Source organism: Devosia enhydra (assembly GCF_900119845.1).
Taxonomy (GTDB): Bacteria; Pseudomonadota; Alphaproteobacteria; order Rhizobiales; family Devosiaceae; genus FPKU01.
The window spans coordinates 277483-290301 of record NZ_FPKU01000004.1; the positions used below are offsets into that span (position 1 = coordinate 277483).

Consider the following 12819-nt stretch of genomic DNA (forward strand, 5'->3'; position numbering starts at 1 on the left):
CGAAGCGATTTCGCCTTCTAGAGCGTTCCAGCCGAAGTGGAAACCGGTTCGCCCGGATCGGCCGCTTGCCTCAGCCCGAAAGCGCCACCGTACCCTCGCGCTTGAGCGTGCCCCAGCCCACCATGCGGCCGCGAATGGCGAGGATGATGGCCTTGGCGAGCGCGAAGTTGAGCAGATGCCGGTAGAACAGCCGCTGTACCGGCAGCATCAGCATGAGCTTCTTGTCTTCCTTCCATTCATCGACATAGGCGGCCAGGCCATAGATGCCGTCGAGCACGGTATAGAGCAGCCAGGACTGGATCATCATGAGATTGTGGTCGGGCATCGACTGGCCGGGGTTCATCCCCATGTGCCAGAGCCCGGTGGAGACCGCCCAGATCAGCGCCAGATCGAGCAGCGGAGCGAGGAAGGGCAGCGTGAGCTGGAAGAGCACCATCTGCGGAATGACCAGCCAGCCCACCGCCTTGTTGGGCGAGGTGACGAGCAGCCCCTTGTTCTTCCAGATGACCTGCAGGGTGCCAAAGGACCAGCGGAAGCGCTGCTTCAGAAAATCCCTGAGCGAGGCCGGCGCTTCGGTGAGCGCGATGGCGCGCGGCTCATAGACGATGCGATAGCCCTCGCAAAGGATGCGAACGGTGAGGTCGGCATCCTCGGCCAGCGTGCGGTCGCAATAGCCATCGACCGCCAGCACCGCATCGCGGCGCCACGCCCCGACGCAGCCGGGCACCACGGTGATGGCGTTGATGACCTCGAAACCGCGTTTGTCCAGGTTCTGCGAGGTGATGTATTCGATCGCCTGGCATTTGGTGAGGATGGTGTGCCGGTTGCCCACCTTGGCATTGCCCGCCACCGCCGCGATGTCGGGCGCGGTGAAGCCGGCGATCAGCCAGGAGATGGTGTCGCGGCCGAACTGGGTATCGGCATCTAGCCCGATGAAATAGGCGCCATTGGCGCGCGCGATGCCCAGATTGAGCGCCGAAGCCTTGCCGCCATTGGGCTTGGTGAGCGCCACGACGCGGGGATGGCCGGCATAGTGCCGGGTGACGAGGGCAAAGGTGTTGTCCTTCGAGCCATCGTCCACCACGATGATCTCGAGATTGGAATAGTCCGAGGCCAGCAGCGAGCGCAGCGTCGCAAGGATCACCGCCTCTTCGTTATAGGCGGGCACGATGACCGAGACGAGCGGGGCCGGGTCGGGCAGCACCAGCCTTCGCTGGGGCCGGGCGAAAGCCGAGAGCGCCAGCACGACCACCATGCGGCCGATACCGATGATCATGGTGACCCCGATGATGGCAAAGAACACCCCGCCGGCCCAGTGATAGGTGCCCACGACCGGCATTACGAGCGCGCGGTAGAGCGGGTGGGTATCGGCCCCGACCGGCCGGTTGAGCGCCTCGGGCGGCACTCCGAAATAATCGGCCAGCGAGACGAATTCATAGCCCTCGGCGCGGGCTTGGTCGATGATTTCGGGCAGGGCGGCGATGGTCATGGAGCGCGGGCCGCCGCCATCATGCATCAGCAGCATGTGGCCCTCGCCCGAGCGGATGGCGGCGAGTGTGCGGGCGACGATACGGGCGGGGCTGTCGGCGGCCCAGTCGACGGAATCCACCGCAGCGTTCACCGAGATGTAGCCGGCTTCGAGCAGCAGATCGAAATTGGCCTGCTTGATCGGGCTCGGCGGCTCGCGATTGATGAGATAGGGCGGCCGGAAGAGGCGCGAATGCACCCCGCCGGCGCTTTCGATCAGCTCCTGCGTGCTGTTGAGTTCGAGCCGGAACTGCTCGGATGAGATCTCGGCCATGTTGACGTGGCTGAAGGTGTGGTTGCCCACCTCATGGCCGGCGGCAATGATGCGCCGGAGGCCCTCGGGGTGGCGCAGCACCGCATCGCCGACGACGAAGAAGACCGCCGGCACCTGTTTTTGCGCGAGGATATCGAGGATGGGCTGGGTGTTGGCCGGGCTGGGGCCATCGTCGAAGGAGAGGACGATGCGGCGGTCCCTCGGGCTCTCGAAATTGTGCAGGGTCTGCCGGGTGGGGAAGCGGGCGACGCGGACGTCGCTGATGAGCCCGTCCTCGCGCGCATGGGCGATCTGGCGGGCGCCGATGCTGGCGGTGCCTGAGATATAGGCCAGCTCGCCGCTCCCCTGCGTTTCGGGGACGGAGGCATAGGCGAAGGCCTCGGCGGCGTGGCTCGACAACTCGCCGCGTGCGTGGAGGGCGGCGGCCAGCGTCCAGACCTGCGGGTCGCCCTCGCCAAGCCGGTCGATGCCGATACGGCGGGCTCCGGCGGCATCGAGAATGGCGAGCTGGTTGAAGAGCGTCGCGGCATCCGAGAGCCAGACGCGGCTGGTGGTGCCGTCCCCGGCACGGAAATCGAAGCGGCCAGTGCGGCTCGCGGCATCGAAAAGACTGGTGGCGCCCACCGATTCGGCCAGAGCGACGGCGGCTGAGAAGTCGAGCTGTTCGGGCGCTGCGGCCTCACCGCGCCAGAGGGTGGCGTGGCCGGGGAGGGTGAAGACGAGGCGCCCGGGCGCCACTGCATCGAGCCAGCGTTCGGCGTTAGCTGCCAGCCAGTCGAGCGGGGCGATGGGTGCGCCGCCTGCGGGAACCGGAGTACCGAAGGCATCGAGCACGATGAAATCTGCGGAAGTAATCAGGGACGGTTCGGCGCCATCGCCCAGATTGCGCCTGACCCCGATCTCGGCGCCCTCGGGCAGGGTTGAGCGCAGGATGTCGAGAAAGGCGGCGTGATCAGCCGTCGCGGCATCGGGCAGGGCGGTGAAATCGATGAGAAGGCCCGCAAGGTCTTCGGCCGCGAGCGCCGCTGCGATTTCGGTGGCGAGCGACTGCCGGCCCGCAAGGGTGGAAAGGCGGGTAGCGAGTGCCGCACCATCCCAGGGCGCGAGGAGCGGCAGGATGGCGAGGCGCGGATTGAGGCGCAGGAGTTGGTCCCGCGTGGCGCGCGCTTCGGCGCCGAGTGCCAGGTGCAGCGGCTGTGCGGGATCATCGAGCCGCAGCCAGCCCGGATGCAGCACATCGATATGGCTGGCCTCGGCCATGGCGGTGGCAAGCCCGGCCTGGGTCGCCTCGGGCCAGAGCGCGTGAATGCGGCGGGCGCCGGCACCATCGGCGCCGAGCCCGAGCGCGCGGACAGGACGGCGGCGCAGGGTTTCGGGCCCGACCGGTTCGAGCGCGCCGCGCACGGCATCGGGCAGGGCCGAAGGGGTCAGCGGCAACGGCACGGCCGTTCCGGCAACCGCCGGCAGCAGGGGGCCGCCCATGGCTTTTTCTTCGGAGGCCGGGGCGGTCACTTCCGCCACAGACTCCCTACGTGAATTAGCTACGAAATGGTCAGCCATCATCGCGCGATCGAAGTCGAAAACGCGATCGACCGGGCCATTGGCCAGTATCCGGCTCGAAAAGACCCAAGCGGTTGCGCCGACTACGACGAGAATGACAAGGGATATGAAAAGGAAGAGGCGCCAGCGCAGGCCGGTCTCGTTGTAAAAGATTGGGCGATCGGAAGCAGGCGCAGCTCTGGTCACAGGACGACTTCGCAAAGGTTACGGTTCTGGCAATGAGTAACCTTTCATTAACACTGTCGTTCTGGGCGCGCGCTGGTAACCCTTTTTTAACCCTAACTGATAAAAGGCAATGGAATGGCAGCGCCCGCGTCTCCGGGGAGCGCGGGCGGTAAAAGGCTTTGGAAAACAGTGGTTTAGACGGCCGTAGCCAAGGGCTGTCGCTCACGCATCAGGCGCTCGGCTGCCGCCATCATCAGCGGGCCGACCCCCTTGGAATCGTCGGCGACTATGGGCTCCGAGAGATAATAGCCGACGCTGCCATCGCGATTGCGACCCGAAAAGCCGCCGAGCCCTGCCATGTAGCAGATCTGCTGAAGCTCCGTGCGGCCCGAGGGCGAGGGGGCAAGGGCATGCCGTTCGAGCCCGGCCAGCGCCCTGAGCCCCGGTTCGGCTGAAAGACCCCGAAGTCCCAAGCGAGTTCCCGCGATGTAGAAATAGGCGAACATCGCAGTGGCTGAGGATTCGGGATAATTGCCCTCAAGATCGGGCAGGTCGGTGACCTGCAACCAGCGGCCATCGGGCTGCTGATGCTGGGCAAGGATATCGGCCAGATCGGTGCAAGCAGCGGTGATCGCCCCGGCATCGGGGCCAGCCAGTTCGGCGACATCGACCAGCGCCATGGCCAGCCAGCCCATGGCGCGCGACCAGTAGGCACGCGAGAGCCCAGTGACCGGATCGGCCCAATCCTGCACTCTGCCCGCATCGTAGCCATGGCGATAGAGGCGGGTGCCGGCATCGCGCAGAAGGATTATGGCGCTCTCCATCTGCGCGATGGCGTCGCGGTAAAGCTGCCTGTCGCCGACCAAGAGGGCATAGTCGAGCTGGAAGGGCAGCGCCATATAGAGCCCATCGAGCCAGACCTGCTGGGGATAGACCAGCTTGTGCCAGTAATTGCCGCCGGGGGTGCGCGGCTGGAGGGGCAATTGCGCGGCCAGAGCGTCGGCGCCGATGCGGTAGCGAACATCGCCCAGCCGGCGATGCAGAAAGAGCAGGGCGCGACCGGCCTGCACATTGTCGAGATTGAAGTCCTCGGGGCGATAGCCGGCGAGATGCCCATCGGGGTCAATTTGCCCATCGACGAGGCGCTTGAGATGGGCAAACCACGGGCCGCCCGGATCGGCGGCATCGAGCAGGGCGAGGCCGCGATAGATGCAGCCATCCTCATAGCACCAGGCGCCGCCCTTGTAGTAACGATAGTCCCGCGCGAAGGCGTCGAAATAGGCCATCATCATGGCGGTGTCCCGGAAGGCTCGGAGAGGAAGGTGACGCCGGAAACCTCCGGCGCCGTGGCATTGGCGATGACGATGCCGGCATGGCGCAGATCGGGCAGGTCGCTGGCCATGTCGGGCGGGCCGGCCTCGGCCTCGGGGGCGAAGGCGACGACATAGTCGGCGATGACGAGACGCTCGACCGGCGCTTCGGTCAGCCCCAGCACATGGGCGGCGGCGTGGTGGACGTTGCGTGCCGAAACGCGGGTGAAGCTTATGTCCGAGATCGCGGGCGTATCCTCGCCGATCGGGGCGGGCGTGCGGGACTGGACCTGGGGGCTGCGGCCATCGGGATCGCAGAAATAAAAGCCGTTGATCGAAAGGGGGGTCAGAACCCCATCCATCTCGACATCGGCGAAGCTGACATGGCGCACATGGCCGCCCCGGCCGCGCCGCGTCTTGATGCGCAGGCCGCGATCGGTGTTGACGAAGCGGCAATTGGCGACGCGCACATCCTCGACCCCGCCGCTCATTTCCGAGCCGATGACGACCCCGCCATGGCCGAATTCCATGAGGCAGCGACGGATCTCGACATCGCTGGTCGGGCGGTGCGGATAGGCATGGCTGCCGCGCTTGCCGGCCTTGATGGCGATGCAGTCATCGCCGACTGAAAAATGCACGCCCAAGATACGGATATGGCGCGAACTCTCGGGATTGAGGCCGTCCGTATTGGGGGACTCCTTGGGGTTCTCGACGAGGAGATCGGCGGCGAGCACGCCTTCGCAGTCGAGCGGATGGATGGTCCAGGAGGGGGAGTTGCGCACCGCGATGCCGGTGATGGTGATGTCGCGGCAGCCCGAGAAGAACAGGGTGCGCGGGCGGCGCAGGCCGTTGCGCGTCTCCTTGGGCCAGTCCCACCAGTCACCGGCGGCGGCATTGCCGTCGATCACCCCTTCCCCCGTGATCGTAAGGTTTGTGGCCCCGATGGCGGTGAGGAGGCTGGCATAGGTCGCGGCCGGTTCGCCTTCCCAGCTGCCGAGCATGCGGCCGGAGGCGTCGTAGGCAGGCAGGGCCGGATAAAGCCTGCGGTCGGCGAGGCCTTTGAGCGTTGCGCCCTTTTCGAGCAGCAGCGTCAGATGGGATTTGAGGAACAGCGGACCGCTCGCCCAGGGGCCGGGCGGGATGACGACAGTTGCGCCTTCGGGCGCCGCGGCGATAGCAGCCTGGATGGCTGCGCTGTTGTCGTCGGCATCGGGATTGGCGCCATGGTCGCGGATCGAGACCAGCGCGGTTTCGGCCATCGTGCGCAGGGGCAGGGGCTCGTATTCGTGGCTGGCGAGGAGATAGGGGGTATCGGGCGCAAGGCCGCAGAGCGTGAAGACATGGCGGTCCGTATGCCCGCGCGCCGCCACGACGCCATCGCGATGAAGCGTCCAGTCAAGGGGCGACGGCAGGGCATAGGTACCGCCTTCGCGCATGAGTTCCACCACGGCCGTCCGCGTTGCCGCATGGACGAGCCTCAGCCGATCAGGTTTCGTCATGATGCAGGGGACCGGAGCCTTGCCGCTCCGGCCCGCTCTCCTTTGAGGGTCAGATGCGTGCGAGCACGCCGTTGATGCTGTCGATGATCGTCTCTCCGGCCTCGTCGGCGGAGAGGAGGCCATAGGCGAACTCCTCGAGCGTCGACTGGAAGATGTCGCGGATCTCGGGATGCTCGTTATAGGGCGAGACGGTGGGGCCTTCGGCCTCCATCACGAGGCGGTTGGCGGCCACCACGTTCTCGTCGATGCCGCCCGAGGCCAGAAGCTGCTCGGCCGCCGCCGCATTGGCCGGCAGTCCGCGATGGCCGGCCATGATGGCGATCGCGCCCTCATCGTTGACGAGGCAGTTGAGAATGGTCGCGGCCGCTGCGGCATTGGGGGTGCGGGCCGAGATCGACCAGACCATCGAAGGCTTGCGATAGACCCCGTCGGTCAGCGCGTCGGAGACCTTGAGGATCGGCACGGAGACCAGTGTCTGTCCCTTGGTCAGGGGGCCAGCATATTGGGAATAGGTGGAATCCCACTGATAGGCCCCGCCGATGCGGCCTTCGATCCAGTCGGCGCGCTCCTGGAGGTTGGTATTGCCGCTGCCGGCCGCATCCTGCCAGCTCTGGATGGTGCCGGTATCGACCAGCGACTGATAGAAGGCGATGCCCTTGGCCAGCTCGGCCGGCGTCCAGGCCACGGTGTTGGTGGCCGGATCGATGAGGTCCTTGCCGGTCATCTGCGTGGTGACGAGCGAAACGATCAGCAAGGCGTCGAGCCCGGCGGCATAGAACGGGTAGGCGTTCTGGCCGTGCACCTCCTTGAATTTGGGCGTGGCGGCGATCAGTTCGTCCCAGGTGGTGGGAATGGCGAGCCCGGCCTTCTCGAAGGCGGTGGCATTCATGAAAAAGACGCGGCCGGTAGTGGAGACCGAAAGCCCGTTGAGCTTGCCATTGGTGGTGCCGGCGGCAAGGTCCGCCGCGGTCCAGTTCGAGGTGTCGAGTTCCCCAAGCGTTGCGAGATCGGCAAAGCCCGAGCCATCCTTGCTCATCAGGGGCAGCCACGGCCAGTTGATCTGCATGATGTCGGGCTCAGTGCCGCCCGCGAGCTGGGTGGTCACCTTCTCCTGATGGCCCCCGAAGCCGCCATATTCGGCCGCCACGGTGTGGCCGTGCTTGTCGCCGCAGAACTTGATCGCCTCCTGCGTGGCGGCATGGCGGGCATCGCCGCCCCACCAGCTCATGCGCAGATCGACCGCGCCGGCGCTGACGCTCGAGCCCAGAACGGCTGCGAGGCCGAAAATGATCGAAACCCTGGTCTTCATGGTGTCCTCCCTTGTGTTTGCAGTCACGCGCGGCCGAGGCTGATGGTCTGCCCCGTTTCCGAATCGAACAGATGCAGCAGGTCCTCGGCCGGCCGCAGCCAGATGCGGTCATCCCTGAGCTTGCTGCGATCGAAGGCCTCGCCCGGTACCACCGAGACGAGGTTGAGCCCGCCCACCGCGACATGCAGGTAGACTTCGTGGCCCATATATTCGACATGGGCGACCCGGCCTGGCAGGCCATCGCCATTGGCTCCCACCGGCTGCAGGTGCTGCGGGCGGATGCCCAGTTGCACCGCCTTGCCGGTGCCGGGGGCGATGCGGGCGCCCAGCGCGGCGCCATAGCGCAGCGTGTGGCCGGCAATCGTTAAAGTGGGCGCATCGGCCGATCCGCCCAGGGTCGCCGGCACGATGTTCATCTCCGGGCTGCCGATGAAACCGCCGACAAAGGCATTGGCGGGGCGCGAATAGATGGTCACCGGATCATCGACCTGCATGATGCGCCCGTCCTTCATCACGCAGATGCGGTCGCCCATGGTCATGGCTTCGGTCTGGTCATGGGTGACATAGGCCACCGTCGAGGAGAGTCCGTCATCCTTGAGCGCCCGGTGCAGCTCGATGAGCCGCACGCGCATCGAGGCGCGCAGCTTGGCATCGAGGTTCGAGAGTGGTTCGTCGAAGAGGAAGACCTGCGGCTTCTTGATGATGGCGCGCCCCACCGCGACGCGCTGCGCCTGCCCGCCCGAGAGCTGCTTGGGCAGGCGCTCGAGCAATTGCTCGATCTCGAGCAGCTTGGCGGTCGCGGCCACGCCGCCCTCGATCTCGGGCTTTTTGCGGCGGGCGAGCTTGAGCCCGAAGGCGAGGTTGTTGAACACCTTCATGTGCGGATAGAGCGCGTAGTTCTGGAACACCATGGCGATGCCGCGCTCGCCCGGCACGATGTTGTTCACCACCCGATCCCCGATGCGGATTTCGCCCGAGGTGACGGTCTCGAGCCCCGCGATCATTCGCAAAGTGGTGGATTTCGCGCAGCCCGAGGGGCCGACAAAGGCCATGAACTCGCCGTCGCGGATGGAGAGGTTGATGCCGTGCACGGCCTTGAAGCCATTGCCATAGGTCTTTTCGAGATTGACGAGATCGAGGCTTGCCATGTGCGTCAGCCCTTGGTTCCGCCGGTTGCGACACCGCGGATGAAGTGTTTCTGGGCGAGGAAAAAGACCACCAGCGAGGGCGCCAGCGAGATGACCGTCATGGCCAGGATCTTGTTCCAGGAGAAGGCTTCGGTGGCGTCGATCGAAAGCTGGAGCGCCAGCGAGATCGGGTATTTGGCCACCGAGGAGATGTAGATCAGCGGCCCCAGGAAGTCGTTCATGGTCCACATGAACTGGAAGAGGCAGACCGAAACGATGGCCGGGGACAGCATGGGAATGACGATGAAGATCAGCGTCTGCAGGGTGTTGGCGCCATCGATGCGGGCGGCTTCCTCCATGTCGCGCGGAATGGCGCGCAGGAACTGGATGAGCATGAAGACAAAGAATGCATCGCCCGCCAGCGCCGAGGGCACCCAGAGCGGCAGGTAGCTGTCGAGCCAGCCCAGATCGCGGAACACGAGATATTGCGGGATGCGGGTCACGACATTGGGCAGAAGCAGCGTGGCGATGAGGGTGGCAAACAGCAGGCGCTTGAAGGGGAATTCGAAGCGCGCAAAGCCATAGGCCACGAGCGTCGCCGAGATCGCCGTGCCGATCACCTTGGGCAGGACGATGAGGAAGGTGTTCCAGTAGAACTGCCCGAAATTATAGGGCGTCGAGGTCTTCCACCCCTCCACATAGCCGTCGAGAGTGGGCTCGAACGGAATAAAGGAGGGATTGGTGAAGATCTCCTGGTTGGACTTGAACGATGCCCCGATGAGCCAAAGCAGCGGATAGACCATGATGAAACCGACCACGATCAGGATCGTGTAGCGGACCGTCGAGGAAATCTTCTCCATCCGGCGCGTCGCGGCATTGGCGCGGGCGCTGTCGGCGGTATCGGGGAGGGCGATGGTGGCAGTCTCGGCGCTCATGTCAGCTCCTCCTGTCGCCGGCGTAGTAGACCCAGCGCTTGGATGACCAGAAGGCCAGCAGCGTCAGCACCATGATGATGGCAAACAGCACCCAGGAGATCGCGGAGGCGTAGCCCATGTTGAAGCGCCGGAAGGCCGAGTCGTAGATGTAGAGCGGCAGCAAATAGGTGGAGCGCAGGGGCGCCCCCGTGCCGTCGGTGATGATGAAGGGGCCGTTGAACTCCTGGAACGCCTCGACCGTCTGCATGATCATGTTGAAGAAGATGACGGGCGTGATCAGGGGCAGGGTGATGAAGGTGAAGACCTGCCACTTCTTGGCGCCATCGATGGCGGCCGCCTCGTAGAGCGACTGGTCGATCGATTGCAGCGCGGCAAGGAAGATCACCATGGCCGAGCCGAACTGCCAGACGCGCAGCAGCGTGATGGTGAAGAGCGCGTATTTGGGATCGCCGAACCAGTTGACCGGCTCGGCCCCGACCGAGAGGAGCACCATGTTGACGATGCCAGTATCGGCGAAGATGTAGCGCCACAGCACCGCGATCGCCACCGACCCGCCGAGCACCGAGGGGACATAAAAGGCGGTCCGGAAGAGATTGATGCCCCTGAGCCGGTAATTGAGGATAACGGCGATAAAGAGCGCGAAGGCAAGCTTCAGCGGCACCGTCATGAAGACGTAGGAGAGCGTGACCCCGAGCGAGCGCTGGAAGGTGCGATCCCTGGTAAAGAGCTCGACATAGTTCTGGATGCCGGCCCAGACGGGCGCCGACATGAGGTTGTAGGTGGTGAAGGACAGGTAGAACGACGCCACGAAGGGGATCGCGGTGAAGATCAGCAGGCCGATGATGTAGGGCGTGACATAGGCGAGCCCCAGATATTTGCTGTCTCCGCCCATCGGGCCTCCTCTCATGCCGGGGCGCCTGCCGCAAAGGGGCAGAGCGGGAGCCGGCCTCCTGCGCAATCGTGCATGAATATACGAGCATCACGGCCCCGTACGCGGAAGGCCGGTCTGTCGATATCCAGAGATTACGATCGTCTTCCCTGCCGAATACCGATCTTTCTTGCCGGTTCTTTCGGTTGACCTGATATGAAAGCGTCACGCCGCTTGGGGGAATTGACGGTTCGGGAGAAAAGGATGGATGAAATCGAAGGTGCTGGTGGCGCCAGCGTGCTGGGGGGCATACCCTCGGATGCGCTGACGCTGGGGCTGTCGCGATCGACCATCAAGATGCGCCACACCGCGAGCTGGCGGGTGGAAAAATCCAACGACGTCCATGATCTGGTGGTCTGCCTGACCGGCTCGGCACGCTATGAACTCGACGGGGTGTCGCTGGTGCTGGAGCCGGGGGACGCGATGCTGATCCCCGCCGGCAGCCGCTTCGTGGGCTGGCTCAACGATGGCGCGCTCTATACCGGGCTGGCGCAGCATTTCACGCTGACGCTCTTTGGCAATGCCGACCTCATCGGCCAGATGCAGCTGCGCCCCAAGGCGCGCTTTGCCCGCTGGGACCTGGTCGAGCCGATGGTGCGGCACTATCTGGCGATTGCGCCGGCCTCTTCGACGACGCTGGTGCAATATCCGATCTTCATGTTCATCCTGCTCGATTATCTCGAGGCCGCCTTCGTCAGCTGGCGCGAGCAGGCGCTGGCCGGCAGCGCCAGCCCCGATGCGCTGTCGCTGCACATCATGCTGGTGGCGGCGCGCATCGCCGGCGATCCGCTGCGCGAGGGGGTTCTGGAGGAATGCCTCGCGAGCCTGCCCTACAATCTTGATTATTTCCGCCGCGCCTTCCGCCAGCGCATCGGCTACACGCCGGCCAAATTCGTCGAGTTCAAGCGCCTCGAACGGGCGATGAACTGGCTGGCCGCCGGCCATTCAGTCAAGCAGGCGGCGGCCCGCACCGGGTTTTCGGACGTCTATTACTTCTCACGCCAGTTCAAGCGCTATTTCGGCACCTCGCCGTCTTCCTACCGGCTGCTGGTCAAGTCGCGGGAGGGGCGGCATTTCGTCGAGGAATCAGGGGTGGTGATGGGGCTGCCTTCGGCCTTCGATCCGGAAAAGGCGCTGGGGCCGTGAGTCCCATGCCATTGCTCCAAGAGGAGAGCATTGACCGGTGTGGCTGGCGCAAATAGGGTCCCGCCGACTTCGTCGCCCGGACCCAAAGCGCCATGACCGATACGCTCGAGCCCACCCTAGACCCCCGCAAATCCTTCCAGGGGCTGATCCTGACTTTGCAGCGGTACTGGGCGCGGCAGGGCTGCGTGATCCTGCAACCCTATGACATGCAGATGGGCGCCGGCACCTTCCACCCGGCCACGACGCTGCGGGCGCTGGGCCCGAAACCCTGGAACGCCGCCTATGTGCAGCCCTCGCGCCGGCCCAAGGACGGGCGCTATGGCGAGAACCCCAACCGGTTCCAGCACTATTACCAGTTCCAGGTGATCCTGAAGCCCTCGCCCGACAATCTTCAGCAGCTCTATCTCGACTCCCTCGCCGAGATCGGCCTTGATGCCAAAATCCACGATATCCGCTTTGTCGAGGACGATTGGGAGAGCCCGACGCTGGGCGCCTGGGGGCTGGGCTGGGAATGCTGGTGCGACGGGATGGAAGTGAGCCAGTTCACCTATTTCCAGCAGGTGGCCGGGTTCGACTGCAACCCGGTGGCCGGCGAGCTCACCTATGGGCTCGAGCGCATCGCCATGTATCTGCAGGGCGTCGACAATGGCTATGAGCTCAATTTCAACGGCGGCGAGGGCGACCGCAAGGTGACCTATGGCGATGTCTTCCTCCAGAACGAGGAAGAGTTCTCGCGCTACAATTTCGAGGCCGCCGACACCGAGATGCTGTTCCGGCACTTTGCCGATGCCGAAAAGGAATGCCGCGCCCTGCTCGAAAAGGGCGAGGTCGACGGGCGCCATACCCTCGCCGTGCCGGCCTATGAGCAGGTGATCAAGGCCAGCCACAGCTTCAACCTGCTCGATGCGCGCGGGGTGATCTCGGTGACCGAGCGGCAGAGCTACATCCTGCGCATCCGCGAACTGGCCAAGGCCTGCGGCGGCGCCTGGCTCAAGACGGCAGGCGGCGGGGCCTGAGGCTCCCTCCGCCGGGGTCGCAT

The 12819-nt window shown here is 65.0% G+C and carries 9 protein-coding genes; 2 read left to right on the forward strand and 7 right to left on the reverse strand.

Annotation, left to right across the window (positions count from 1 at the left end):
* Positions 1 to 70: 70 nt before the first annotated feature.
* The 7 genes from BT183_RS19760 to BT183_RS19790 form a co-directional block, all read right to left on the reverse strand.
* Positions 71 to 3283 carry a trifunctional glycoside hydrolase family 18/polysaccharide deacetylase/glycosyltransferase family 2 protein gene (locus BT183_RS19760; RefSeq protein ID WP_143145919.1) on the reverse strand — a complete coding sequence of 1071 codons (3213 nt, stop codon included), beginning with the start codon at positions 3281 to 3283 and terminating at the stop codon, positions 71 to 73.
* A gap of 437 nt (positions 3284 to 3720) precedes the next feature.
* Entirely contained in the window at positions 3721 to 4818 is a 1098-nt protein-coding gene (locus BT183_RS19765; RefSeq protein WP_425290588.1) for a glycoside hydrolase family 88/105 protein, read from the reverse strand.
* Complete coding sequence (gene pglA, locus BT183_RS19770) at positions 4815 to 6335, reverse strand: polygalacturonase PglA (RefSeq protein ID WP_143145920.1); 1521 nt, start codon at positions 6333 to 6335, stop codon at positions 4815 to 4817. The genes BT183_RS19765 and pglA overlap by 4 nt, the downstream gene beginning before the upstream one ends.
* 49 nt (positions 6336 to 6384) lie before the next feature.
* A complete protein-coding gene (locus BT183_RS19775; RefSeq protein WP_072346820.1) occupies positions 6385 to 7644 on the reverse strand; it encodes an ABC transporter substrate-binding protein in 1260 nt (419 codons plus the stop codon).
* A gap of 23 nt (positions 7645 to 7667) precedes the next feature.
* Positions 7668 to 8792, reverse strand: coding sequence for an ABC transporter ATP-binding protein (locus BT183_RS19780; RefSeq protein WP_072346822.1), 1125 nt, complete (start codon positions 8790 to 8792; stop codon positions 7668 to 7670).
* Positions 8793 to 8797: 5 nt separating this feature from the next.
* Complete coding sequence (locus tag BT183_RS19785; protein ID WP_072346824.1) at positions 8798 to 9706, reverse strand: carbohydrate ABC transporter permease; 909 nt, start codon at positions 9704 to 9706, stop codon at positions 8798 to 8800.
* A 1-nt stretch (position 9707) separates the two neighbouring features.
* Positions 9708 to 10598 carry a carbohydrate ABC transporter permease gene (locus tag BT183_RS19790; RefSeq protein WP_072346826.1) on the reverse strand — a complete coding sequence of 297 codons (891 nt, stop codon included), beginning with the start codon at positions 10596 to 10598 and terminating at the stop codon, positions 9708 to 9710.
* A 240-nt stretch (positions 10599 to 10838) separates the two neighbouring features.
* On the opposite strand from BT183_RS19790, the gene BT183_RS19795 reads away from it, so the two are divergent.
* Positions 10839 to 11780 carry a helix-turn-helix transcriptional regulator gene (locus tag BT183_RS19795; RefSeq protein ID WP_072346828.1) on the forward strand — a complete coding sequence of 314 codons (942 nt, stop codon included), beginning with the start codon at positions 10839 to 10841 and terminating at the stop codon, positions 11778 to 11780.
* A gap of 92 nt (positions 11781 to 11872) precedes the next feature.
* Positions 11873 to 12796: a glycine--tRNA ligase subunit alpha gene (locus BT183_RS19800; RefSeq protein ID WP_072346830.1), complete on the forward strand. Its 924-nt coding sequence runs from the start codon at positions 11873 to 11875 to the stop codon at positions 12794 to 12796.
* Positions 12797 to 12819 lie beyond the last annotated feature (23 nt).